This window comes from Streptomyces liliifuscus (assembly GCF_016598615.1).
GTDB classification, from domain to species: Bacteria; Actinomycetota; Actinomycetes; order Streptomycetales; family Streptomycetaceae; genus Streptomyces; species Streptomyces liliifuscus.
The window spans coordinates 4,785,344-4,808,667 of record NZ_CP066831.1; the positions used below are offsets into that span (position 1 = coordinate 4,785,344).

Here is a 23,324-nt window from a genome sequence, read left to right on the forward strand (position 1 = left end):
GGGCGACCGCTCCCAAGGGAACGGTCGCCCTGCCTCATGCGCCCAACTGCCCTACCACCGTACGAAGTTCACTCCACGCCCGCCGCCCCCGCGGGAGCCGGTACCGCAGTGGACGTCGAGCCGGGGTCATCGTTGTTGATCTTCTCGATGAGCGCGTCCCGTTCAGGCGTGTCCTCCGGTTTCACGTACCCGATGAGGATGTAGAGGACGAGCGAGACCGCGAGCGGGATCGACACCTGGTACTGCAGGGGTACGCCGCCGTCGACGTTCCAGCTGATCGGGTAGTTGACCAGCCAGAAGGTGAACAGGCCGAGCCCCCAGCTGATCAGCGCTGCCGTCGGACCGCTCTTGCGGAACCAGGGCAGCAGGCCCAGCATCAGCGGGATCGCGATCGGACCCATGAGCCCCGCGACCCACTTGATGACAACGGTGATGATGTCGTCGAAGAAGCCGGAGTTGACCTGCGTCGCGATGGCCATCGACAGTCCGAGGAAGAGCAGCGTGGCCCAGCGTGCGGCCAGCAGCCCCATCCGGGTGTCCCACTCGCGCACCTTGCGCGAGACGGCGGGCATGATGTCGCGCGTGACGACGGCCGCGATCGCGTTGGCGTCGGACGAGCACATCGCCATCGTGTGGGAGAAGAACCCGACGATGACCAGCCCCAACAGCCCGTGCGGCAGCAGCTGTTCGGCCATCAGGGCGTACGAGTCGGCCGGCACGTCCGTCTTGATGATCAGCGGCGCGACCCACATCGGGAAGAACAGCACGAGCGGCCAGACCAGCCACAGCACGGCGGACAGGGCGGCCGACCGGGTGGCGGACTTCGCGGAGTCCGTGGCCATGTAGCGCTGGGCCTGGTTCCACATTCCGCCGTTGTACTCGAAGGTCTTGATGAAGAGATAGGCGATCAGGAAGACCATCATGTACGGGCCGGCCAGCGGCTTGGTGTGGCCGTCGAGCGCGGGCTCGTCCCAGACGCTCCACAGCGTGCTGAAGCCGTTGAGCTCGGCCATGACCGCGACGAGCATCGCGATACCGGCGATGAACTGGATGATGAACTGGCCCAGTTCGGTGAGCGCGTCGGCCCAGAGCCCGCCGACCGTGCAGTAGACGGCCGTCACGGCGCCGGTGATCAGGATGCCCATGTTGAGCGAGACACCGGTGAAGACGGACAAGAGGGTCGCGATGGCGGCCCACTTGGCGCCCACGTCCACGATCTTCAGCAGCACGCCGGACCAGGCGAGCGCCTGCTGGGTGGGCAGGTTGTAGCGGTTCTTCAGATACTCCAGCGGCGAGGCCACGTGCAGCCGTGAGCGCACCCGGTTGAGCCGGGGCGCGAACAGCTTCGCGCCGATCGCGATGCCGATGGCGATGGGGAAGGACCAGGTGACATAGGAAGTGATGCCGTACGTATAGGCGATGGCGGCGTAGCCGGTGAACATCACCGCGCTGTAGCCGGACATGTGATGGGAGATGCCCGACAGCCACCACGGCATCTTGCCGCCGGCCGTGAAGAAGTCGCTGACGTTGTCGACCCGTTTGTGGGACCAGACACCGATCGCGACCATCACACCGAAGTAGCCGATGAGCACGGCCCAGTCGAGACCGTTCATATGCCCCCTCCCAGGGTCGTGTGACGCCCGCTCATCGTGGGTTCGATGGCATGACTCCGACAACAGCCCGGACTGCCAAGAGGAGGTAAAATAGTTCTGCTCACTGACCTCGGTTCATGTCCATGAACAAGGTCGGATCGGGCTACCGCATCAGCTCCCCCGCGTTGACCAGCAGCGACTGCCCGGTGATCGCGCGAGCCCGGTCGGACGCCAGGAACGCGGCCGCGTCCGCCACGTCCGAGTCCGTGGCCAGCTCCGGCAGGGCCATCCGCGAGGTGAGCCGCTCCAGCACCTCGGCCTCCGGCACGCCCTCGGTGTGCGCGGTGAACTTCACGTACGCCTCCACCGGCGGCCCCCACATCCAGCCCGGCAGCACGGTGTTCACCCGGATCCGGTGCGGGCCCAGCTCCCGGGCCATGGAGTACATCGCGCTGGTCAGAGCGCCCTTGGAGGCCGCGTACGCCGCCTGTCGCACCTGGGAGGGGGCGGCGACGGACGACTGCGTGCCGATCACGACCACGGACCCGCCGTGCTCCTTCAGGGCGGGCAGACAGGCGCGGGTCATCCGCAGTGTGCCGAGCAGGTTCACGTCGAGGACGGACTGCCAGGTGGCGAAGTCGGCGTCCTCCAGACCGCCGAAGTAGCTGTCCCAGGCGGCCACATGGACGACGGCGTCGATCCGCCCGAACCGCTCCTTCGCAAGCGCGGCGAGCGCCTCGCACTGGCCCTCGTCGGTGATGTCGGTGGCCCGGAAAGCGGTGTGCGCGCCGTCCGGGTCGAGCTCGGCGGCCGACTTGGCGAGATTGGCCTCGGTGCGGGCGCCGAGCACGGCGTTCCCGCCGTCCCGCACGACGGCCGCCGCGACCTGGTGACCGAGCCCGGCCCCGACCCCCGAGACGACGACGGTCTTGCCCTGGAGCAGTGACATTGCAGGCCTCCCGGCTCTGGCGGTTGATCTGACGGTCCGTCAGAGTAGGTCCGTCCGGAGGAGGAAGGAAGGCCGGACGAGGAAGGAAGGGGAGTGCCATGCTCGATGACACGCCGAACGACACCCGGAGCGAGGTGTACGCGGAACTGGCCGGCGTCGGCCCGTACGGCGTCCACCCCGGCCATGCCCTGATCACGATGGTGGAGCCGCATCCGGGCCACGAGTACGCGTACAACCGCTGGTACGAGGACGACCACTACTACGCGGGCGCGATGGCGATGCCGTGGATGTACGCGGGCCGGCGCTGGGTCGCGACCCGGGACCTCCAACTCCTGCGCTACCCCGAGAAGTCGGCGGTCGCCCAGCCGGTCACCGCCGGCTGCTACATCTCGACGTACTGGGTCACCGACGGCCGCTACGACGACCACATGAAGTGGACCGTCGGCATCAACAAACGGCTGAATCGGGACGGCCGCGTCTACCAGGACCGCACGCACGTCTTCACCGCGTTCCAGGACCACGAGGCGAGCGTCTACCGGGACGGGGCCGCCGGGCCGCGCGACTTCCACGCCCTAGACCACCCGTACGCGGGCCTGGTGGTGGAGGTCATCGACGCCGAATCCCCCGCGCAGCGCGCCGAGTTGCTGGAGTGGCTCCGCTCGCGCCACCTCCCCAAACGCCTCGCGGGCTCCCCCGCCTCCATGGTCACGATCTTCCGCCCGACCCCGCTCCCCGGCGACCGCATGACGTACGTGAAGCAGGTCGAGGGCGTCGATACGCGGCTGACGCTGCTGTGGTTCCTGGAGGCGGATCCGCGGGAGTGCTGGGATCCGTACTTCACGGGGCTGGACGCTCCCGTGGCCGAAACAGGTCTGGGGCGCGTCGAGTTGGTGGCGCCCTTCATTCCGACGGTGCCGGGTACGGATCGGTACGTCGACCGCTTGCGGTGACCCGCCGCGGCATATACGCAGGTCCCTCGCGGTTGACCAACGCACCTACGCGAAAGGGGACTTGAGGAATGGCCGCAGCACGCGCGCTTCCGCTCACCGCGACCCTGCTCACCGGCACGGTCGCGCTCTACATCACGCTCGTGGCGTTCGGGAACATCACCGACTTCGGCACCAACCAGCAGTTCGTACAGCACGTCCTGGCCATGGACACCACCTTCAAGGACGACGACCTGATGTGGCGGGCCGTCGAGTCCAAGGGGCTCCAGGACGCCGCGTACATAGCGATCATCGTGTGGGAGACGGTCGCCGCGCTCGTCCTGATCCTGGGCACGTTCCAGTGGCTCCGCCGCGACCATGTCCGGGCGCGGCGGACCTCCACGCTCGGGCTGCTGATGTTGATGCTGCTCTTCGGGGCGGGGTTTCTCGCCATCGGTGGCGAGTGGTTCGCGATGTGGCAGTCGGAGGACTGGAACGGGCTCGATGCGGCGATGCGGGTGTTTTTGTTGAGCGGGGTTGTGCTGGTGGTGATTCACCTGCCGGTGGAGCGGGTCGGGAGTGACGACGTGTAGGAGTCGCTCCGTGGGGGGTGTCGGGGGTTGTTCGGCGGCCGCGGGCCGGTTGTGGCCGGTCGCGCAGTTCCCCGCGCCCCTGACGGGCTGCGCCCGTCATCGGGCGTGCCTGGTTCGGATCGCGTCGCGGGCCGCCGTGAGCTCCGTGAGGCGGGCGGTGACGCGGTCCCGGTCCGAGCCGGGGCTCTCCAGTACGTCGGTGAGGACGGCGGCCAGGTTCGCCAGGGCGTCCCAGTCGGGGGTCATGGCCAGGAACTCGGCCAGGCCCCGGTCCGCGGCGGGCCAGTCGGCGAGGGCGCAGGCGACGAAGCAGCGGCCCTGGGCGCGCTCCGCGTCGTCCAGTCCGCCGCCCTCCTCGATCGTCCGGGCCAGCTCCCGCCAGAAGGGTTCGGCGGCCGGCAGGCCCTCGGATCTGCTGACGGTGACGGCCAGTTGGAAGGTGCCGGGAATCGGCTCCGCCTCCCGCATCCGCTCGGCCAGTCGGCGGGCCTCGGTCCACCGCCCCGCGTGCCGGTGGGCCTCGATGCGCAGGTCGTCCAGGTCGTCGTCGGGCGTCGGCGCCCGGTCCGCGTCGGTCAGGCGGGCCGATGCCTCGTCCCAGCGGTCGCAGTGCATCAGCAACTCGATGGCCGTACGGCGTGCCCAGTCCACCTCCGTCGCCAGCTCGACGCACCGGTCCAGGTCGGCCAGCGCCCGCTCGGTCCGTCCGGTCGCCAGGCCGACCCGGGCGCGTGAGGCGTACGCCCATCCGTAGTCCGGGTTCAGCTCCAGGGCACGGTCCAGGTGGCGGAGGGCCTGGTCGTACTCCTTCATGGCGCGGTAGGTCCCGCCGAGACCTGCCCGTGTGACGTGGTCGTCCGGGCTGCGTTCCAGTATGCGGCCGAAGACCGTGACCGCCTCCTCGTACAGGCCCACGTTGCGGTACTCCACGCCCAGTTCGTGACTGGTCCAGTCGACGTGGGGATCCGTGTCCACGGCTCGCCGCAGGTCCTCGAACTTGCCCTCCGGGTCGCCCAGTTCGTGCTTGGCGTGGGCCCGCATCACCAGCGCCCAGGAGTAGTCGGGCTCCAGCTCGACCGCGCGGTCCAGGTCGGCCAACGCCTCCTCGTACCGCCCCAGTTCATGGAGAGCCTGACCTCGACTGGCCAGGGCCGAGGCGTAGTCCGGTTCGAGGGAGACGGCCCGGCCGAGCTCGGTGACGGCTTCCTCGTAGCGGCGGGCGCGCCGGTAGGCGTCACCCCGCTCGGACGCGACCCAGGCCTCGTCGGGCGCGAGCGCGACCGCACGGTCGAAATCGGCGAACGCCTCGTCCTGTTCCCCTCGGACGCGGCGCAGCCGGGCCCTGCGCACCAGCGCCCACACATACTCCCCGTCGATGCTCAGCGCACGGTTGAAGTCGGCGAGCGCCTCGTCGTACCGCCCGAGGGCCTGTCGGCACACGGCTCGCCCGGTCAGGACCTCGCCATCGGTCGGGTCGAGGGCGACGGCGCGGTCGAAGTCGACGGCGGCCTCCTCGAAACGGGCCGAGAGCCGATAGGTCTCCGCGCGCTCGGCGATGATCCACCAGGTGTCGGGGGCCAGTTCGGCCGCCCGGTCGAAGGCGGCCAGCGCGGCCGGGAGGTCGTTCATCAGCCGGTGGGTGAAGCCGCGGCCGTAGTGGGCCCGGGCCATCTCCGGATCGAGTTCGAGCGCGCGGGCGTACTCCTCCAGCGCCCGCCCGTACTCCCCGCCGTGGCGCAGTTCCCTGCCGCGCAGGGTGTGCGCCGCCGCCCGCCCGCCGGTGTCCAGTCCCGGCCGGGTCACGAGCAGGGCCATCGCTCCCGCCACCCCGGCCTCGTCGTCCGCGAGCGCCTCGCCCAGCTCCCGGCCCCACTCCCTGAGGGCCGCGTTGTCCGTCACGTCGCCCGCCTCCGCCAGCATCCGTGCCCAGCGACGGCCGGCGACCGCGTCCTCACGGCAGGTCTCGACCAGCGACCGCAGTGCCCCGCCGAGCGCCGCGGGCGGCCGGGCGCAGAGCAGGTGGTACGTCTCCTCCAGGCGCAGCCCGCGCCACTCCTCGTCCTCCCACAGGTCCTCGGGCTCCCGGCCGGCCCCCACGTCGTCGCCCCACCGGGCGAACGCCTCCGCCAGCCGCCGGTGCCGCCCGGCCCACTCGCGCGGGGACCTGCGTCGCTCCATGCGCAGCATCGGCGCCCGTACGACGTCGTGGTACTGCACCCGCTCCCCGCGTTCGCCGACGAACGGCAGCCCGGTCAACCACTCGTACAGCGCGTCCAGTTCGTCGTCCGGGCGGTCGACGACCAGGATCCGGAAGACATCGGCGTCGAGCCACCGGGGCAGGGCGCAGATCCCGGCGACCTTGCGGCGGACGGCCGGCTCCGACCTCAGGAACCGTTCCACGGCGGTGGCGCTCGGGTCGCTCACGGCGTCCGGGTCGCCGGGGCGCTTGTTCGCGAGCGTCGACACGAGGACGGGCAGGCCGCCCGTGAGGCGCAGCACCTCCTCGACGACCGGCTCGGCCACGACCCCCTTCCCGGCGAGCAGCCGGCGCGACTCGGTCTCGGTGAACGGCGCGAGCGGAACCTCCGCCACCGAGTCCAGGCCGCTCCAGCGGGCGGGGTCCAGCGGGCGCTGTCCTGCGGTGACCACGACGACGGTGGCGGGCAGCCTGCTGTCGGCCGTGCCGCGCGTGATCATCTCGTGCAGCCACGGGTCGAGATACGGCCCTGTCCGCTCGTACGTGTCGAAGAACAGGACGATCCACTCCGAGGTGGAGGAGGAGAAGGCGGAGGCCGAGGCGGAGGCGGCGGCGCGCAGTTCGCGGAGCAGGATCGGGGTGAGCACCTTCTCGGGTGACGTCACGAGTTCGATGTCGTCGGGGTTGCGGAAGCGGGCGCCGAGGCCGGCCCGCAGGCGGTCGGCGCCCTGGGCGAGCCGGTCCGCGGGGAGGGCGCTGGTGAGGAGGCTGCCGCCCGGCAGGGTGGCCTCCACGGCGGCGAGGCCCAGCCCCACCGCGGCCCTGCTGCCGGTCGACGCCGCCTCCGGCTCCGGTGCGGGGCCGCCGGCGAGCGCGGCGAGGGCGGCCGCCTCCGCCTCGTGCCGCCGCTCCTGGTACGCGGTCAGCCGCCGCTCCAGGTCCTTCAACCGCCGTCCCTGGTCCGCGAATTGCTCGCAGATCTCCGACAGCGCCTCCGGGACGCTTCCGGCACGCTCGTCCACGTACGCCGTGAGCGCCCCGCGTTCGCGTGCCAGGTGCCGCAACTCCTGGACCAGGAAGGTCTTTCCGACGCCCGCGGTGCCGTGCACGTGGAAGCGGAAGCGCTGTCCCGGGTCGCCGGGCCGGAGGTCGAAGTTCCGCAGGAACGCGGCCCGTTCGGTGTCCCGGCCGACGAATCCGGCGCGGTTGCCCTGCTGGATCAGCTCCTGCCTCGACGGTCCTGCCTGCGCCACCCGTCCGCCTCCCTGCCGCTCCCGGTCCCGCTTCTGGTCCCGCTCGTGGTCCCGCTTGTGGTGCGGGACCCAGTCTGGCCCAGCCCGCGGAAAATGACCTAGGAGTCGGCAGGCGGGGTGGTCCTTGCGGTCATCCGCCTTCCGACGGAGCGAGCCGCGAGCCGGTCCGTCCCGAGTACCGCCGGCCGGGACCGAGGGGTACGCGCGATGGATCCTTCCCCCGGAACTCAACTGTCCGCCTGACCGCTCACGTCCCTGAAGTGGTACCAACTTCCGTCCGCGCGAGCCGAGTTCGCACGGAACTGTTGTCATCCCCAGGGGGAGACGTGAACAGACAGCTGAAGAGGGCGTACGCCACCACGGTCGCCGCGGCGGCCGCGGTGGCGCTGACGGCGGGCATGACCGGTCCGGCGTCGACCGGCGGGTCCACGGGGGCCGGGAAGGCCAGGGAGGCCGGCGAGGTCGGGCAGACCGCTGAGGCCGGGGCGGGCGCGGCCGCGAAGGGGCCGGCCGCGAAGAGGCCGGTCGCGCATCGCGTCACGCTCATCACCGGTGACCGGGTCGCCGTCGACGCGAAGGGCCGGGTCCTCGGCGTGGAGCGCGCCGAGGGCCGTGAGCACATCGCGTTCCGCACGCTCACGGAGTCCGGGTCCGGACACTCGCTGGTCGTGCCGGCCGACGCACAGCGTCTGATCGCCTCGGGCAGGCTCGACCGACGGCTCTTCGACATCACCGAGCTGACCGGGAAGGCGGTCCGGGCCTCCCACGGGCGGGCCCTGAAGGTGATCGTCGGCTACCAGGGCACGGCGAGGGCCGCGAAGGCGGACGTACGCGCGGCGGACGACACCGAGGTCCGCCGCACACTGAAGTCGCTGAACGCCGAGGCCGTCACCACCCGGGACCCCGCCGGTCTGTGGGCGGCGGTCACCGACACGCAGGGCGGTGGTACGGGAACGGGCGACGCGAGCCCCGGCAGCACGAGGGCCGCGTCCGGCATCGCCCACGTCTGGCTGGACGGTGTGCGCAGGGCGAGCCTCGACAAGTCCGTCCCCCAGATCGGCGCGGACAGGGCCTGGGCGTCCGGGTACGACGGCAAGGGCGTCAGGATCGCCGTCCTCGACACGGGCGTCGACACGACCCATCCGGACCTCAAGGACCAGGTGGTGGCCGCCAGGAACTTCACCCCGTCCCCCGACGCTGCCGACCACTACGGCCACGGCACGCATGTCGCGTCCATCGCCGCCGGTACGGGCGCCAAGTCGGGCGGGGCCCTCAAGGGTGTCGCGCCGGGCGCCGAGCTGCTGAACGGCAAGGTGCTCGACGACGAGGGCTCCGGCGACGACTCCGGCATCCTCGCGGGCATCGAGTGGGCCGCCGAACAGGGCGCCGACGTGGTGAACCTCAGCCTGGGCGGCGGCGACACCCCCGGGCTGGACCCCCTGGAAGCGGCAGTCGACAAGCTCTCCGCCGACAAGGGCATCCTCTTCGCCGTGTCGGCGGGCAACGACGGCGAGTCCGGTGAGCAGACCATCGGCTCCCCCGGCAGCGCGGAGTCCGCGCTCACGGTGGGCGCGGTGGACGGCGACGACGAACTCGCCGGGTTCTCCGGCCGCGGGCCGCGCGTCGGCGACGGCGGCATCAAGCCGGACGTCACCGCGCCCGGCGTCGACATCACGGCCGCGGCGGCACCGGGCAGCGTCATCGAGCAGGAGGTCGGCCAGAATCCGGAGGGCTATCTGACGATCTCCGGCACGTCGATGGCGGCCCCGCATGTGGCGGGCGCCGCCGCGATCCTGAAGCAGCGGCACCCTGACTGGACGTACGCCGAACTCAAGGGCGCGCTGACGGCCTCGACGACCGGTGGCGCCAACTACCAGCCGTACCAACAGGGTTCGGGCCGAATTGCCGTCGACCGGGCCCTCGCGCAGACGGTGGTCGCCGAACCGGTGTCCGTGAACTTCGGCGAGCAGCAGTGGCCGCACACCGACGACACCCCGGTCGCGAAGGAGATCACGTACAGGAATCTCGGTACGACGGACGTCACGCTCGACCTCGCGGTGACGGCGACCGGCCCGAAGGGCGAGCCCGCCCCGGCCGGCTTCTTCACACTCGGGACGAGGACGCTGACCGTCCCGGCGGGCAGCAGGGCTTCGGTGAGCCTGACGGCGGACACGAGGCTCGGCGGGACGCTGGACGGCACGTACTCGGCGTATGTCGTGGCGACGGGCGGTGGTCAGTCCGTGCGCACGGCCGCGGTGGTGAAGCGGGAGGCCGAGGCGTACGACGTGACGCTGAAGTTCGTGGGCCGGGACGGGCGCCCGACGCCCGACTACTGGTCGTTCCTCGCCGGCATCACCGGCGCGGCGCAGGGCAGTTACCGCGAACCGCACGACGCGTCGGGCACGGTCAAGGTCCGTCTGCCGAAGGGGACTTACCTCTTCGACACCACGATCTCCGAGGACCCGGAGGACTCCCGCGCGGGCACGGACTGGCTGGTCCAGCCGCGGCTGGACGTCACCGGCGCCATGACGGTGACGGCGGACGCGCGCGTGGCGAAGCCGGTCGACATCACCGTGCCGGACAGCGCGGCGAAGCCGACGTGGGTGGCGCCCCGGTACTGGTACGCGGGTGAGGGCCACAACATCGAGACGGGCGTGGACGTCGACACGTTCGACAGCCTCCGGACGGCGCATCTGGGTCCGGAGGTCACCACCGGCGCGCTGAACCAGCAGTGGATAGGCGTGTGGCAGAAGGGCACCGACACCGAATACGACGTCATGCTGGGCGGCAACACCCGCAAGCTCGCGACCGGTTACCGCAAGCAGCTGCGCCCCTCGGACCTCGCCACGGTCAAGGTCGGCATGGGCGCGTCGGCACCGGGCAAGCAGGGCCGCCTCTACGTGGCCGGCTACTTCCCGGAGCTCGGCGGCATCTCCCCGATCACCGACCCGCAGGACCTCCCCCGCACCCGCACGGTCCACCTCTCCACGCCGGACAACGCCAAGTGGGACATCGCCTTCGAGCAGTCCGGCACCCCTGACGAGGAGGGCACCGCCCCCACCGAGTCGTACTACGCCTTCGACGAGCCGCGCGCCTTCAAGGGCGGCGCCACGTACGGGACACGCTTCAACACAGGCGTACTTGGCCCGCGCCTAAGCCTGGCCGAGGGCATCTCCAGGGACGGCGACACGCTCACCGGCGACCTCCCCCTGCACGCGGACGGCGACGGGCATGCGGGCTGGACGAGGTACGAGTCGGTCCGGACGACCCTCTACCGCAACGGCGTGAAGCTCACGGAGAACGCGGACGCGCTCGACGGCAACGGCGAGGGCTTCACGGTCCCGTCCGAGGCGGCGACCTACCGCCTGACGACGTCGGTCCGCCGGGACCTGGCCCTAGCCACGACGTCCACCCGCGTGGACGCGACCTGGACGTTCCGCTCCTCGAAGACCACAACCCGCACGCAACTACCCATATCCACGGCCCGCTTCACAGCAAAGACGGACCTGACGGGCGGGGCCCCCGCGGACAGGCAGTCGGTCATACCGGTGGTAATCCAGGGCGCAGCAGCGGGCGACAACCTCAAGTCGCTCGCGGTGTACGTCTCGTACGACGGGGGGAGCACCTGGCGGAAAACCCCGGTGAAGAACAACCGCATCACGGTGAAGAACCCGGCGAAGTCAAAATCCATCTCCTTCCGAGCCAACATCACCGACAAGCAGGGCAACAGGTCGTCGGTGACGGTGTACGACGCGTACTTCGGCAAGTAGCAAGAACGCGGCATGCCCTGAATGGTCCGCCGGTGCTCAATGCTCCGGCGGACCATTGATATCCGTTCGCACTTCCGTTGTCCTTTGGCTGAAGGCACATCGCCAGCCCTAGAGATCGACACGTCCCGGACGGGCATCCTCGCGCCCGTACGCCAGCACCTGCGCGAGCACCTCACGCAGCCGCTCGATGTCCTCTTCCGGAGCGTCGAGCAATGCCTCGATCTCCGCGTTCTCCAACTCCAAGTCATCCAACGACGCAGGGTCCAGCGACAGACTGAGCACGTTGTCCGACAGGGACACCTCGCGGACACAGCCGTAGGCCGTGCCCTGGTCTTGAGTCACCAGGCAGTAGGTGTCGAGGCCGAGCGACACGTTCTGACGCGACGCTTCGCCGATGTTGCTCATGAACAGGAGTAAGAAGCCCTCGCCGCTGTCGTGCTCGGCGACACCCGCCTGCATGACGTCGTTGGCGTGGTCGACTTCTGCAGCTATCGCACGAGCCGTGAATCTGTAAGCCATGCCTGGGTTCTAGCAGGAGCCCCGAAAGCGACCAGCTCCGGGAGGGCCACCATCGGAAACGGTGTCTCACTTGTTGCCGTCCAGGTCCAGGGCGGGCGGGTGCGGCATGTCGTTGTCCATCGTCGAAATCTCCGGCTCCGACGCGGGCTCACTGGGCATGGAGTTGTCGAGCATAGTGACGATCTTCTCCGGCGGGGCCGGCATGGGGTTGTCGAGCATCCGGACCTCATCATGCCGCGGCTCAGACCTGAGGCCGTCCAGGCTGTCGGCCTTGGCTACCGGGGTCTGGGCGCGGAGCCGGCTCTCGGGTGCCGAATCTCCCGGTCCCTCTGCGTGCCGCCGTTCCGTGGGCTTGGTTTGGGCGGCGGTACTCCGAATCGGCGTCACCGTCGAGTTGGGAGGGGCACCGGTGATGGCTGCCAGACCAATGGCCATATCGAGTGCGTCCTCGATGCTCTCCAGAATCCGGTCGTCCACCGAGTGCAGGAGGTCGTCCAGTTCGCGATCGCTGTAGAAGTGAGTCACTGCTCGCCTCCTTCCGCTGTTCCAAGACTCTGCTTGAGCTGCTTCCGAGCTCGCTCCAGGTTTTTCCTCACCGCTTCCTGGGATATGTCCAACTCTTCAGCAATCTCCTTGGTTCTGTATTTGTCCAGGTGCCAAGCCATCACCCGCCTTTGGGTCGGCGACAGTTCGGAGAGTGCAGCAAGAACGCGCTCTTCTTCCTGGCGTATCTCCACGTTCCGTACTGGACAGTGGGGTGACGCCGTATCGGGAAGCTCGCCGGGCAACACTTCGCGTATGGGCTGGCGTAGGAGGAGACGGAAGGCAACACGTCGCAGCCATGGGCCGGGATGCTCGATCTTTCTCCACGTCGCGTAAGCCTCCACGAATGCCGCCTGGGCCGCCTCCGCAGCCTCATGCGGTTCGGCGCCCTGCCGCATGAGGTGACGGATCAACTTGCCCATGTGCTCTGCGTAGTACTTGGAGAAGTCCTGCTGCTTCTCCACATCCGGCGCTTCCGGCTTCACATCCGGCACTTGGGGTAGCGCTAACCCCTGAGCGGCTGTCGTGCGCGTCTGCTGCAACTCATCCACGTCCACCTCCACCGATCTCGATACGCACTTCTTCGCCTTCGCGCAGTTCGTTGAGGACGCTCCCCGGAGGGAGCACGCGCACCCGGTCGCTGGTTCCCTCTTGCCGGGCGCGCACCAACTGGATGCGACTCCGCTCGATCAGCCATCGATGCAGCAACCGCAACAGCCCCGCGGCCACCATGCCCGCAGCCACGATGAGTGCCTCTTGCATCGCATCCCCTTGTCGACTCCTCCGTGGCGCTCATGCACCGCAGCACTAGATAGGTGCGTCGAGCCCTTCAAAGCGTGACATCGGGGTGGGGCGGCGTGCTGCGGTGCCGTTCGATTCCTACGAAGACGGCCCACGAGTGCACGAAGGCCCGTAGCGCTTCGGGAGTGGCCTCGGGCATCGGGATCAGGGGTCCGTGGCCGTCGTTCATTTCCTACGCCATTCCCTACGCCGCTGCCGCTCGGGCCTGGTGGGCCGTGTTGCAGCCCCGGCAGCGGCCCGGTGTCGCGGACCGGAAGGCTCGGTCGCAGTCGTCGCAGTTCTGGAGGGGGGACGGGCGGGGTGGTTCTGGGAGGGCCGGTGGGAGGGGTGGGGAAGGAGTGCCGTGAGGCGGTGGGCCAGGAAGCCTGCTGGGTGGCGTACGCCGTCCTGGGGCATTCCTGCCGCGAGCGTTCGGCTTACGTCGTCCGGGGCTACGCCTCGTTCCAGCCAGGTGGCCACCGCGGGGGCGAGGCGGCGTACGTCCTGCTCGCTGAGGTGGAGTCGGGGGTCGTGGTTGCGAAGGACTGCGAGGACGTCGCGGGCGGTGCGGTGGGCGGGGAGGTCGTGGGGGCCCGGCGGGGGTGGTGTCGGCACGACCGGGGTGGGGGGCGGGGGCGGAGTCGTGTCGCCGTGCGGCTTCCGCGGGCGCGGGGCCGTGCGCGTTCTCGGCTTGTTGTACGAGATCGTGCGCGTCACGATGCGGCCCGAGGGGAGGCGTTCCTTGGTGCGGGCCAGGTAGCCGTGGGTCTCCAGCTCCCGCAGGGCCGAGGCGATCCTCGTCTCTCCCTCGGGGAACCTCGCCGCCAGTGCCTTGATGCCGACGAGCGTGCCGCTGCGGAGCGAGTGGATGTGGACCGCCAGACCGATGGCCGTCAATGACAGCTCCGAATGCTGGGCCAGGTGGTTTCCGACCACGGTGAATCGTTCATCGTGGTGCTCGTCGACGTGGCCCACTCCTTGGTGGGAACGGCCGGTCCGGGCGCGCGTGCGCGCGCTAAAGTGCTGATCAGTCATCGGGAAGGTGCTACTTCCTAGGTGGTGAGGCCCTCGTTCGGGATGCCAGTCCCGGCGGGGGCCGTTTCATGTTTGCGGTTGTGTGTCCGGGCTGACGCTGCCCGACCAATCCGCCTTTCCGCCAGCCGAATTGGCCGCGATCACTCGACCGAGTGATCAGGCGGCGGAGACGCGGGATTGCCAGGGGTGCGGTGGATGACGGGCCGGGTTGGGTGGGTTGGGTTCTTTCCCCGGTTCCTTCTCTTTGGCGTCGGGCCCCACCGGGTCACGTCCGTCCACGATCCGGCCTCACCTCGGCCCACACCGTCTTGCAGCCCGGCCCCGGGCCGTCCACCACGCCCCACCCGTCCGCGTACGCCGCCACGAGCAACAGACCGCGCCCCGACTCCTCCCCGTCACCGACCGGGTCCTTGATACGCGGGTGCCGGTCGCCCCGGGCGTCGGTCACCTCCACGCGCAGCACGCCGACCTCGTCGAGCCTGAGCGTCAGCCTGAAGTCCCGGCCGGGGACGCGTCCGTGGAACACGGCGTTCGCGGCGAGTTCCGCGACCACCTGCAGCGCAGGCTCGGACTCGGCTTCCCATTCCACGAGTTGGCGCTCCGTGAGCAGGCGGGCCAGGCGGGCGCCGCGGCGGGTCACGGAGAGCAGGATCGTGAAGTGCCGGGCGGCGAGGACCGGTTGGGCGGGGGCTTGGATTCCGTAGTTCACGTCACTCAGCGTGGCCGCCTGCATCTACGCTGAACAGCGGCGAAGCCGGTACGCAGCGTGACTGTCCGGGTGCGGTACGGATGCGGTGCGCAGTTGTCCGGTCCGTAGTTGTCCCGTCCGTACGCGCGAGAGGTGAGCTTGTGGAGGACGAGGAGGCGACAGCCGTACTCAAGGCCGTCGGGCGTCAGATCAAGGCGTGGCGGGAAGCCGCCGGGATGCGGCAGTCCGAGTTCGGGGCTGCCATCGGATACGGCGAGGAGATGGTCTCGTCTGTGGAGCGGGGGCGGCGGGTGCCCCAGCCGGAGTTCCTCGACAAGGCGGACGAGGTTCTCGATGCGGGCGGCAAGCTCTCGGCGATGAAGAAGGACGTGGCCGAGGCCAGGTACCCCAAGAAGGTGCGGGATCTGGCGAACCTGGAGGCCGAGGCGGTCGAACTCGGCGCGTACGCCAACCACAACATGCACGGTCTGCTGCAGACGGAGACCTACGCGCGGTCGCTGTTCGCGATGAGACGGCCCGCGTACACCGAGGACGAGATCGACCGCCAGGTCGCCGCACGCATGGCCCGGCAGTCCGTCTTCGAGCGCGTGCCCGCACCGCTGCTCACCTTTGTCCAGGAAGAGGTGACGCTACGGCGGCCCATCGGCGGCAGAATGGTGCTGCGACAACAGCTCGAACGCCTGTTGGAAGTGGGAAGGTTGAGGCACGTGGAGATCCAGGTCATGCCGACGGATCGTGAGGATCACGCGGGCATGGGCGGCCCGCTCCAGTTGCTGAAACTTCAGGGCGGCAAGGCGTTGGGGCACTCGGAAGGTCAGCTGCACAGTCGCCTGATCGCTGATCCGAAAGAGGTTCAGATCGTCGAGATGCGCTATGGCATGATCCGGGCGCAGGCTCTCACGCCGCGGGAGTCACTGGCCCTGATCGAGAAAGTTCTGGGAGAGACATGACCCCCACCGCCGCCTCCGCCGAAGCCGACTCCTCACTGAAGTGGTTCAAGAGCAGTTACAGCAGCAACGACGGCCCCGAGTGCGTCGAGGTCGCGATAGCCCACGCCACCGCCGCCCGTGTCCACGTCCGCGACTCCAAGGACAAGCACGGCGCCCAGCTCGCGTTCGCGGGCCCGGCGTGGGCCGAGTTCGTCGGCCACGCCCGTCGGTCAGCGTGACTGGAGGGCGTCCAGGGCCACGGCCTGGGCGATGGCCAGGCGGCGGTCGAGGTCCGGGTTCGCCATGTCGAGTACGTAGCGGTCGCGGAGGCCGAACTTCTTGTCGACCGCCATCGATCGCTTGTCGCCCTCGGTGAAGTCGAAGTGGTACGGCCATGCGAAGGGCAGGAAGTCGACGAGCGGCAGGAACTCCCAGACTCGGCGCAGCACGGCCACGAACCTGTTGCGCTCGCGTCCCGTGAGCTGTGTCGTGCCCGGTTGGTCCAGGGTCCACGTCGAGCGCAGGAGGGAGGCGGCGAACTCCTTGCGGAACGTGCCGATGGGGTTGCCCGCCTCGTCGCGTACGTCGTAGGTGGCGCCGACGTCGAGGAGCTGACGGGCCTTGAAGGTGAACAGGACAGTCTTCTTGGACTCGTCGGAGTAGACGGTCATCTCTTCCTTGATCGCGGTCCGTTTCTGCTGGGCGTAGGCGACGACCTCGCCCTCGGAGCCGTCCGGACGGGCCACGGTCACCACGTACTGGTTGGCCATGAAGGTCATCTTCTGCCGGACGTTGAACCGCTCGTGCGCCTGCAGCTGTGCGTTGTCCATGTGACGTCTCCCGTTTTCGTCCCCTGCGCTGTTTCCTGCCGAACCATCGTCGCCGCGACGGCCGGTCCGGATCAGTCCTCGAAGGTCGCGGCCCGCAACGACCTTCGGCTACGGCGCCGACAGCCCCAACAGCGCCCGCCCCGGCCGGAGTCGTCCCGCGGTCGTCCACTTTCGTCGTTCTGCGGCGCGACGCAGGGATGATGCGGGCGCCCCCGGGCACTGCCTATCGTCGGGCCGTGGAACTGGACGAAGCGAAGACCGCCCGCATCGCATTGCCGCTCCGACGCCGCCTTGCCGCCGCGTCGCCCTGGAGCCGCGGGCGGATCGCCGGGGAGACCGCACTCATCGTTGTACTCGCCGGGCTCGCGGGGCTGTTCGACGCCCTGGGGGCCGGGTTCGGCGTACGGACCTTCGTCGTCGTCGCGGGTGTCGCCCTGCTGTCGCTGATCCGGCGGTCGCTGCCGGCGACGGTGCTGGTCGTCTCGGCGGCCGCGGCCGGGGAACTGGCGGGCGCGGCCCCGCTGCTCATCTACGCGAGCTGGTCGGCGGGCAGCCGCATCATGAAGCCCTGGCGGGTGGTCGCCGCCTTCGCCGCCGCGTTCGTACTGCATGCCGCGCTGTCGTTCCGCAGTGAGCTCAGCGCGGGTTCCGATCTGTCGCTGTCCTTCACCGGCGCGCTGAGCGCGGGCGTGTTCCTCACGCTGTCGATCGTGCCCGGGCTGGCCTCCCGCTACCGGGCACAGCGTCACTCACTGCTGGACGCGCTGCAGCGGAACAACGTCCAACTCGTGCGCGAGCAGACGATGGTGGCACGGCAGGCGCGCCTGCTGGAGCGGGGCCGCATAGCCCGGGACATGCACGACAGCCTCGGCCACCAGCTCGCCCTGATCGCCGTGCACGCGGGCGCGCTTCAAGTCGATCCGGATCTCACCGAACGACAGCGGGAAGGCGTACGGATCCTGCGGGACGCCTCCGTGACCGCGATGGGCGAGCTGCGCGAGGCCGTCGGCATCCTCCACGAGGAGCGGGACGAGCAGAAGAACTGGCCCGACGCGAGCACCGCCAGCGAGTCCGGGCACACCGGGCACACAGAGGCCGGGCACAACGGGTTCACCGGGCACACCGAGGCCGCCGACACGGACGGCGGGCGTCCGGGCTCACGCGCGGTCGCCTCCATCGACGGGCTGGTCGAGTCGTCGCGGGCCGCGGGCGCGGCCGTGGAACTGCTCCGGTCCGGCGCCTTCCGCGCGCTGGCCCCCGCCGCCGGTCACACGGCGTACCGCATAGCCCAGGAGGGCCTGACCAACGCCCACAAGCACGCCCCGGGCGCCCCGATCACCCTCGCCCTGCGCTACGAACCGGACAGCCTGGTGGTGGAGGTCGCCAACGGGCCCGCGCCTGCCGGGGCACCGGGCGTCCCGGCGGCGATCAGCGGGGGCCAGGGGCTGAGGGGCCTCCAGGAGCGGGCCCGGCTCATCGGCGGCATGGTGCACACCGGTCCCACCGCGGACGGCGGCTTCCGCATCGCGGGCATGCTCCCCTACAGCACAGGCGCAGACGCGGGCTCAGGCACCAGCGCCACCCCCGACACCGGCACCGGCACCGGCACCGGCACCGGCACCGGCGAACCCCAGCCCCGCCTCCCCCACGGCGCGACCTCCGTCGGCCCGTACAACGACTTTGTGGGGCAGCCCGGCGCCGGCGCCGCGGACAACAGTGGAGCGGTCATCAACCGGTCCGATCCGCAAGGGGAGTTCGCCGCCACCATGAGCAAGAAGAAGAACGTCGCCATCGGCTGTGCCGTCACCGCCGTCGTCCTCGTCGTGGGCATCGTCGCCCTGGGAATCTGGGGGGTGACGGCGTTCATGGACGAGGTGGACAAGGCCATGATCCCACCGAGGGTCTACGCGTCGGCGACGGTCGGCGATCCCGAGGCCGACGTGCAGGACCAACTGCCCGACGGGGACTCGATCATGACCGCCGCCTGGGAGGACCAGGGCCCGCCGATACCCAAGGGCGCGACCTGCCGTCACTTCGCGTCCGACGACCCCGACGACACCACGACCCTCTTCAGATTCTGCTTCCGCGACGGAAAGCTGATCGAGAAGAAGACCTTCAAGGACGAGAGCTGACCCGTAGGACGCCGTGACAACCGCGAGGCCGCGAAACGACCCGGCCCGCGCCCGCACCGGCGCCCGCACCCGCACCCGCACCTCCTCACACCGTCTCCGCGACGCACCCGGCCGGATCAGGGCATGATGGCGAGGCCATGCCATCAGCTCCCGACCGACACCGCGCAGGAGGCCGTGTGATCCGGGTCCTCGTCGCCGACGACGAGCCGCTCATCCGGGCCGGCATCAGGATGATCCTCACCTCGGCCGACGACATCGACGTGGTCGCCGAGGCGGGTGACGGCCGCGAGGCGGTGGAGAACGCCCGGAGCACCGCCGTCGACGTGGCCCTGCTGGACATCCAGATGCCGGTGATGGACGGCCTGACGGCCCTGGCCGAACTGAGCCGCGCCGCACCGGACGTACGGGTGCTGATCCTCACCACGTTCGGCGAGCGCGACAACGTACTGCGCGCGCTCGGCCACGGCGGCGCGGGGTTCCTGCTCAAGGACTCCGCGCCCGACGAGCTGATCCACGCGGTGCGGGCGGCCGCGGCCGGGAACGCCTATCTCTCGCCCGCGGCCACCCGGCACGTGGTGGACGCCCTCTCCTCCCCCGGGGCCACCGCCCGCGCGGAGGAGGCCAGGAACCGCCTCGACGGGCTGACCGCGCGGGAGCGTGACGTCCTCGCCCTGCTCGGCGAGGGCCTGTCCAACGCGGACGCGGGCCGGCGGCTGCACATGAGCGAGGCCACCGTGAAGACGTACGTCAGTCGCATCCTGACCAAGCTCGACTGCGACAACCGGGTCCAGGCGGCCCTGCTCGCCCGCGACGCCGGTCTGCACCCGGGCACCGCCTGACCGCTCCCGCGCCGCGCCTCACGTTTTCGTGGGCCGTCTCGTCATAGGGGCATGAACACGAAAATCCGGTACGCCAACCTCGGCTTTCTGGCCGTGACCGCGCTGTACACAGGCGCCTGGGCCTATTTCTCGCCGAAGGAGTGGCACGCGAGCTTTCCCGGCTTCGGGCTGAGCTGGCTGCCGCAGCTGGGCCCGTACAACGAGCACCTCGCCAAGGACGCCGGGGCCATGTTCCTGGCGCTGGCGATGCTGACGGCCATCACCCTCGGTTCCGTACGGAACACCCGGCTCGTGCAGACCACGGGCGCGGTGTGGCTGGTCTTCAACGTGCTGCACCTCAGCTATCACATGCAGCATCTCGGCATGTACGGGACGCGCGACCAGGTGCTCAACGTCGTCCTGCTGACGGCGCTGGTGCTGTCGTCGGCCCTTCTCCTCGTGCCGGTGCTCCCCGGGCGGCGAGGGGACACATGATGGCGTACGGGATCAGGATGGACAGGGACAAGGCGGACAGGAACACGGTGGAAGAAGGAGGTCCGTCATGCGGATCGCGGTAGCGGGCGGGACCGGGCTGGTCGGACGGTATGTGGTCGACGAGCTGGTCGCCGCGGGGCACGAACCGGTGGTACTGGCCAGGTCGCGGGGTGTGGACCTCGTCTCGGGCGCCGGACTCGACGCCGCCATGACGGGCGTGGAGGCCGTCGTCGACGTCAGCAACCTCCAGACCACCAGTGCCAAGAAGTCGATCTCGTTCTTCGAGAGCACCGGCCGGAACCTCCTGGACGCCGGTGCCCGGGTCGGCGTACGGCACCACGTGCTCCTGTCGATCGTCGGCCTCGAACGGGTCGCCCTCGGCTACTACCAGGGGAAACTGCGGCAGGAGGAGGTCGTGGCCAAGGAGGGCGCCACGCCGTGGACGATCATGCGGGCCACGCAGTTCCACGAGTTCCCGCAACAGGTCCTCGACCGGATGCCGGGCCCGCTCGCGATGGTGCCCCGGATGCGTACGCAGCCGGTGGCGGCCCGCGAGGTCGCCCAGCATCTCGTGCGGCTCGTCCTCGGGGCGCCCCAGGGCATGGCGCCGGAGCTCGCCGGGCCGCGGGTCGAGGAACTCGTCGACATGGTGCGCAAGGTGCTGCGGGCCGGGGGCCGGCGCAGGCTGCTGGTGCCGGTCACGCTCCCCGGCGCCGTCGGGCGGGCCATGAAGGGCGGCGGCAACCTGCCGACCGGACCCGGGTCCCGCGGCACCCAGACCTTCGACGAGTGGCTGACCGAGAACGTCCGGCACATCGCGCAGGACGGGCAGTACGGGCAGGACGGGCAGGACGTAAACGGCGGGCACGACGGGCACGGCGGGCGCCCCGGAGAGGGAGGCTGAGCGACCCGTGCCCACCCCGCCCGACTCCGACCAGGGCCCCGACTCCGCCCCCGAATCCAGCTCCGGCTCCGGCCCCAACTCCGGCTCCGACTCCGGTCCCGACTCCAGCCCCAACCCCGGCTCCGGCTCCGGCCCCAGCCCCAGCCCCAGCCCCAGCCCCAGTCTCGGTTCCCTCATGGCCGAGCGGCGGCGGTTGCTCAATCTCGGCTACCGGATGCTCGGTTCGGTGCAGGATGCCGAGGACGTCGTACAGGAGACGTACGCCCGGTGGTACGCCCTGTCCGAGGCGCAGCAGCGGGTGATCGTCACCCCGCTGGCGTGGCTGACCCGGGTCGCCTCGCGGATCTGCCTCGACCAGCTCGCCTCCGCACGGGTCCGCCGGGAGCGCTACACCGGGGAGTGGCTGCCCGAGCCCGTCAGGGGCGGCACCACCTGGACCAGCGCGGCCGGAGCGGGGCGGACGAGCGGCACGGGCGGGGACGATCCCGCCGACCGGATCACGCTCGACGAGTCCGTCAGCATGGGCATGCTCGTGATCCTGGACTCGGTCACGCCCGCGGAACGCGTCGCCTTCGTCCTGCACGACGTCTTCGGCACGCCGTTCACCGAGATCGCCGAGACGGTCGGCCGCTCCCCCGCGGCCTGCCGACAGCTCGCCTCCTCGGCCCGTCGGCGCCTCGCGGAGCGGCGGCCCGTCGGCGGTACGACGACGGAACACCGGCAGGTCGTCTCCGCGTTCCGCGAGGCGTGCGAGACCGGTGACCTCGACTCGCTGGTCGCCCTGCTCGACCCCGCCGTCGAGTCGCGCAGCGACGGGGGCGGCAAGGTGCGCGCGGCGCTGCGCCCGATCGCCGGCGCGGACAAGGTGGCGCGCTTCCTCCTCGGCCTCCTGCGCAGGGAGCCGGACGTGGAACTCGTCGAGGAAGACATCAACGGCACCCCCGGCGTCACGGTCGCCATCGCCGGTACGACCATCGCCGTCCTCGCCGCCGACGTCCGCGACGGCCTGATCACCGACCTGTGGCTCGTGGTCAACCCGGACAAACTCCGCGCGTGGACCGGTACATCGACCGATACACCGACCGCCCGATGACTTTGCCGGCTCTTTACAACCCGGTACGCCGCTGTCTCGTCTCTCCGCTCGATCCGTACCCCAGTCCGCCGGGACACCGGGCGGGCGGGCCGACGAAAGAGAGCGATTCATGCGCCGAACTGTCCTCAGCGCCATAGCACTTGCCTGCACCGCCGTACTGGCGAGCACGGTGCCCGCGTTCGCCGCCGGGACGACCCCGACCGTGGCGCCGAGCGACGCCCCGACCCAGGCCCCCGCCGAGACCGCCCCGTCGCCGGCTCCCAGCAAGCCCTCCGAAGGGGACCCGACGCCGGCTCCGAGCCAGCCCGCCGAGACGGCCCCGACGGCGGCGCCGAGCCAGGCGCCGGGCGACGAGGTCTCCGTCGTGCCGAGCGGGGCGCCCGACACCGGTGCGGTGCCGCCGTCGTCGCAGTCCGGGTCCAACGGCGAGCTGGCCGCCGGGAGCGCCGCCGCGGCGTTCGCCCTCGGCGGGGCGGCGTTCTTCGTCGTACGTCGTCGGCGGGCGACCGGGGCATGACCTTGCCCCCAAGTCGAGTTCCCTCCAGGCGTGTGCCGTCCGAGCGTGTGCCCTCCAGGCGCGCGCTCTCCCGGCGCGCGTTCGTCACCGCGGCGGTGGCCTCGTTGCTCGTGAGCTGCGACGGCCAGCAGGCCGACCGGACCACGGACGACCGGGCCGGAGCCGAGAAGACCGGAAGCGCGCAACCCCCCGCGAACGCGGCGAAGGCCCTGGGACGTTCGGTCCCGGTCAGGTTGCAGGTCCCGGCCATTCAGGTCGACACCCCTGTCATGCGGCTGGGGCTGGCCTCGGACGGCACCGTGGAGGTGCCGCCGATCGCGGCGGACGACAAGGCGGGCTGGTACGAGCACTCGCCGACGCCCGGCCAGGTCGGCCCGTCGGTGCTCCTCGGCCATGTGACGGTCGGCTCCTACGGTGACGGGGTCTTCCATCACCTCTCGCGGCTGCGCCGCGGCGACCGGATCGTGGCGCGCCTGGAGAACGGCAGGGCGGCGGAGTTCGCGGTCACCGACGTACGGACGGTCGCCCAGGCGCAGTTCCCGACGGACGACGTCTACGGGGACGTGGGCCGTCCGGAGCTGCGGCTCATCACCTGCGGGGGCCCCCGCACCGGTGAGGGGTACCGCGACAGCGTGATCGTCTTCGCCTCGCTGAGCTCCGGCAACCCGTAGTGCCGGGCACATAGCCCGTAACCCGTAGCTTCAGGGTCCTGGGCCGACGGACCGTACGTCGATGGACGG

Annotated in this window: 22 protein-coding genes; 12 read left to right on the top strand and 10 right to left on the bottom strand. The window is 70.4% G+C overall.

Annotated elements, in window-relative coordinates:
- Positions 1-68 precede the first annotated feature (68 nt).
- The gene (locus tag JEQ17_RS20165) at positions 69-1,613 is read right to left on the bottom strand and encodes a sodium:solute symporter family protein (RefSeq protein ID WP_200396536.1); all 1,545 of its coding nucleotides are present in this window, start codon (positions 1,611-1,613) and stop codon (positions 69-71) included.
- A gap of 142 nt (positions 1,614-1,755) precedes the next feature.
- Positions 1,756-2,541, bottom strand: a complete 786-nt coding sequence (locus JEQ17_RS20170; RefSeq protein ID WP_200396537.1) for an SDR family oxidoreductase — start codon at positions 2,539-2,541, stop codon at positions 1,756-1,758.
- 98 nt (positions 2,542-2,639) lie between these two features.
- Here JEQ17_RS20170 and JEQ17_RS20175 point away from each other — a divergent pair, with 98 nt between their 5' ends.
- Complete coding sequence (locus JEQ17_RS20175; protein WP_200396538.1) at positions 2,640-3,491, top strand: hypothetical protein; 852 nt, start codon at positions 2,640-2,642, stop codon at positions 3,489-3,491.
- Between the two features lie 68 nt (positions 3,492-3,559).
- Positions 3,560-4,060 (top strand): DUF2165 domain-containing protein, encoded by a 501-nt coding sequence (locus tag JEQ17_RS20180; RefSeq protein WP_200396539.1) that lies wholly within the window; start codon positions 3,560-3,562, stop codon positions 4,058-4,060.
- Positions 4,061-4,156: 96 nt separating this feature from the next.
- On the opposite strand, the gene JEQ17_RS20185 is transcribed toward JEQ17_RS20180, so the two are convergent.
- A complete protein-coding gene (locus JEQ17_RS20185; protein ID WP_200396540.1) occupies positions 4,157-7,510 on the bottom strand; it encodes a tetratricopeptide repeat protein in 3,354 nt (1,117 codons plus the stop codon).
- A gap of 326 nt (positions 7,511-7,836) precedes the next feature.
- Between JEQ17_RS20185 and JEQ17_RS20190 the strand changes: the two genes are divergently transcribed.
- The gene (locus tag JEQ17_RS20190) at positions 7,837-11,280 is read left to right on the top strand and encodes a S8 family peptidase (protein WP_234048281.1); all 3,444 of its coding nucleotides are present in this window, start codon (positions 7,837-7,839) and stop codon (positions 11,278-11,280) included.
- A gap of 108 nt (positions 11,281-11,388) precedes the next feature.
- Here JEQ17_RS20190 and JEQ17_RS20195 read toward each other — a convergent pair whose 3' ends face one another.
- The 6 genes from JEQ17_RS20195 to JEQ17_RS20220 form a co-directional block, all read right to left on the bottom strand.
- On the bottom strand, positions 11,389-11,799 hold the full coding sequence (locus JEQ17_RS20195; protein WP_200396541.1) for an Imm10 family immunity protein: 411 nt from the start codon (positions 11,797-11,799) through the stop codon (positions 11,389-11,391).
- A 66-nt stretch (positions 11,800-11,865) separates the two neighbouring features.
- A complete protein-coding gene (locus JEQ17_RS20200) occupies positions 11,866-12,324 on the bottom strand; it encodes a hypothetical protein (protein WP_200402115.1) in 459 nt (152 codons plus the stop codon).
- Positions 12,321-12,893, bottom strand: coding sequence for an RNA polymerase sigma factor (locus JEQ17_RS20205; protein ID WP_234048282.1), 573 nt, complete (start codon positions 12,891-12,893; stop codon positions 12,321-12,323). Before JEQ17_RS20205 ends, JEQ17_RS20200 begins: the two co-directional genes overlap by 4 nt.
- Positions 12,886-13,104 carry a hypothetical protein gene (locus JEQ17_RS20210; protein ID WP_200396542.1) on the bottom strand — a complete coding sequence of 73 codons (219 nt, stop codon included), beginning with the start codon at positions 13,102-13,104 and terminating at the stop codon, positions 12,886-12,888. Before JEQ17_RS20210 ends, JEQ17_RS20205 begins: the two co-directional genes overlap by 8 nt.
- Positions 13,105-13,308: 204 nt before the next feature.
- Positions 13,309-14,157 carry a helix-turn-helix domain-containing protein gene (locus JEQ17_RS20215; RefSeq protein ID WP_407700066.1) on the bottom strand — a complete coding sequence of 283 codons (849 nt, stop codon included), beginning with the start codon at positions 14,155-14,157 and terminating at the stop codon, positions 13,309-13,311.
- A 265-nt stretch (positions 14,158-14,422) separates the two neighbouring features.
- A complete protein-coding gene (locus JEQ17_RS20220) occupies positions 14,423-14,890 on the bottom strand; it encodes an ATP-binding protein (protein ID WP_200396543.1) in 468 nt (155 codons plus the stop codon).
- Positions 14,891-15,006: 116 nt separating this feature from the next.
- On the opposite strand from JEQ17_RS20220, the gene JEQ17_RS20225 reads away from it, so the two are divergent.
- Complete coding sequence (locus tag JEQ17_RS20225; RefSeq protein WP_234048284.1) at positions 15,007-15,816, top strand: helix-turn-helix domain-containing protein; 810 nt, start codon at positions 15,007-15,009, stop codon at positions 15,814-15,816.
- Positions 15,813-16,034, top strand: coding sequence for a DUF397 domain-containing protein (locus JEQ17_RS20230; RefSeq protein WP_200396545.1), 222 nt, complete (start codon positions 15,813-15,815; stop codon positions 16,032-16,034). Before JEQ17_RS20225 ends, JEQ17_RS20230 begins: the two co-directional genes overlap by 4 nt.
- On the opposite strand, the gene JEQ17_RS20235 is transcribed toward JEQ17_RS20230, so the two are convergent.
- A complete protein-coding gene (locus JEQ17_RS20235) occupies positions 16,026-16,625 on the bottom strand; it encodes an LURP-one-related/scramblase family protein (RefSeq protein ID WP_200396546.1) in 600 nt (199 codons plus the stop codon). The two genes, JEQ17_RS20230 and JEQ17_RS20235, sit on opposite strands and share 9 nt — an antisense overlap.
- Before the next feature lie 242 nt (positions 16,626-16,867).
- On the opposite strand from JEQ17_RS20235, the gene JEQ17_RS20240 reads away from it, so the two are divergent.
- From JEQ17_RS20240 to JEQ17_RS20270, 7 genes are all read left to right on the top strand, one after another.
- Positions 16,868-18,757, top strand: a complete 1,890-nt coding sequence (locus JEQ17_RS20240; RefSeq protein WP_234048749.1) for a sensor histidine kinase — start codon at positions 16,868-16,870, stop codon at positions 18,755-18,757.
- Between the two features lie 176 nt (positions 18,758-18,933).
- A complete protein-coding gene (locus JEQ17_RS20245) occupies positions 18,934-19,596 on the top strand; it encodes a response regulator transcription factor (protein WP_200396548.1) in 663 nt (220 codons plus the stop codon).
- A gap of 51 nt (positions 19,597-19,647) precedes the next feature.
- A complete protein-coding gene (locus JEQ17_RS20250; RefSeq protein ID WP_200396549.1) occupies positions 19,648-20,070 on the top strand; it encodes a hypothetical protein in 423 nt (140 codons plus the stop codon).
- 67 nt (positions 20,071-20,137) lie between these two features.
- Positions 20,138-20,974 carry an SDR family oxidoreductase gene (locus tag JEQ17_RS20255; RefSeq protein ID WP_200396550.1) on the top strand — a complete coding sequence of 279 codons (837 nt, stop codon included), beginning with the start codon at positions 20,138-20,140 and terminating at the stop codon, positions 20,972-20,974.
- 175 nt (positions 20,975-21,149) lie between these two features.
- Positions 21,150-22,067, top strand: a complete 918-nt coding sequence (sigJ, locus tag JEQ17_RS20260) for an RNA polymerase sigma factor SigJ (protein ID WP_200401607.1) — start codon at positions 21,150-21,152, stop codon at positions 22,065-22,067.
- 109 nt (positions 22,068-22,176) lie between these two features.
- Positions 22,177-22,584, top strand: a complete 408-nt coding sequence (locus JEQ17_RS20265) for a Tat pathway signal sequence domain protein (RefSeq protein ID WP_200396551.1) — start codon at positions 22,177-22,179, stop codon at positions 22,582-22,584.
- Positions 22,585-22,631: 47 nt separating this feature from the next.
- Complete coding sequence (locus JEQ17_RS20270) at positions 22,632-23,255, top strand: class F sortase (RefSeq protein WP_234048285.1); 624 nt, start codon at positions 22,632-22,634, stop codon at positions 23,253-23,255.
- The last annotated feature ends 69 nt before the right edge of the window (positions 23,256-23,324 follow it).